Raw genomic sequence first — 319 nt, 5'->3', positions numbered from 1 at the left:
GGTCCCGCCGGTGCGGGCCTCGGTGACCTCGGCGACCTGCACGTACATGTCGGCCACGCCCATGCCCGGCATCGCCTGCCACAGCAAGGTGTTGCCGGGGTCGAGCAGCAGGTGCAGGGCCTCGCGCTCCTCGTCGGTGCGCGTCCAGACATCGAGGTCGCCCTCCATGCCGCCCCGCCGGCCGCTCAGGACCACCGGGTTGCGGCGACCTCGAACCCGATGAACCGTCTGCTCGATCGGGCGCTGCCAGTCCGGGGCCCGCTGGACCATGACCACGGTGGACCGCTGGGGGTTGCCCGGGTCCTTCAGCCAGGCGAGG

General features: G+C 72.7%; 1 protein-coding gene. It reads right to left on the bottom strand.

The window, feature by feature from the left end; genetic code table 11:
* A partial coding sequence (locus ADL15_RS54310; protein ID WP_198170938.1) for a hypothetical protein occupies positions 1–319 on the bottom strand: 319 nt, incomplete at both ends.

Source organism: Actinoplanes awajinensis subsp. mycoplanecinus (assembly GCF_001509495.1).
Lineage (GTDB): Bacteria > Actinomycetota > Actinomycetes > Mycobacteriales > Micromonosporaceae > Actinoplanes > Actinoplanes palleronii.
Note: the sequence above shows the minus strand (reverse complement) of the source record. Positions and strands in the feature narration are given on the sequence as shown.